This is a genomic window from Malikia granosa, from assembly GCF_002980595.1.
GTDB classification, from domain to species: domain Bacteria; phylum Pseudomonadota; class Gammaproteobacteria; order Burkholderiales; family Burkholderiaceae_C; genus Malikia; species Malikia granosa.
Genome location: NZ_PVLQ01000162.1, coordinates 1 through 681, shown reverse-complemented (window position 1 = coordinate 681; position 681 = coordinate 1). Strand labels below are relative to the sequence as shown.

Annotated in this window: 1 protein-coding gene; it reads right to left on the bottom strand. The window is 57.4% G+C overall.

Annotation, left to right across the window (positions count from 1 at the left end; all coding sequences use genetic code 11):
* Positions 1–42: 42 nt before the first annotated feature.
* On the bottom strand, positions 43–681 hold a 639-nt coding region (locus C6P64_RS18310; RefSeq protein WP_170073149.1), incomplete at its 5' end, for a hypothetical protein.

Sequence of the window (681 nt, the reverse complement as noted above, 5' to 3'; positions counted from 1 at the left end):
CGGGCACCTTGAAATCACTCGCCATGGGCCCTCCTGTTTTCGTCAGAGCGTCACGCCCTGTGTCTCTACCGTGAAAATTGCCTCGGTCGGCAAATCGAGTGTCATTTCAAAGTTCCTGCAACGCCCGAATACCGTGGTCGGAGCCAGCTGGTAATCGTCGCTCGCGATGAATACCGTCTGACGGCCCATCACGGATGTCAGCGTGCTATGCGCCCGATTGATGGCCCATCGAGGCACGGCAATGGAGTACGAAGAGGTCTTCAGGAAACCGATCTGCGTGATCGAGGTTTCCGCAAACTGGTTGGTGTCGTAGCGGTTGTAGTCATCGACCCCGGCGCGAATTCCGAGCTGTACCTGTCCCAATTCAACGAAATTCCCCACGATCAACGCACCAACCTGCGGATTTCGACCTGGTACGCTGATTTCGATCGTCATGTCGGACCGAGACTGGAATCCGAAAAAGACATCCGCGCGGATTTCGTATGGCTCGACAAAAAACGATTTCCAGTCCGAGACATTGCGGCGCTCGAGCTTGACCTGGTAGATCATCTGGACCTCGCCGCCAGCCACCAGCGTGCGCAGCGTGATGCCCTGCGCGTAATCGCGCGTCGTGTCGCTGTCGGGCTGGCCGGCTGAGGGGTGGCGGGGGGGGGTTTTTAAGTGGCTTTTCTTGCCTTTTTG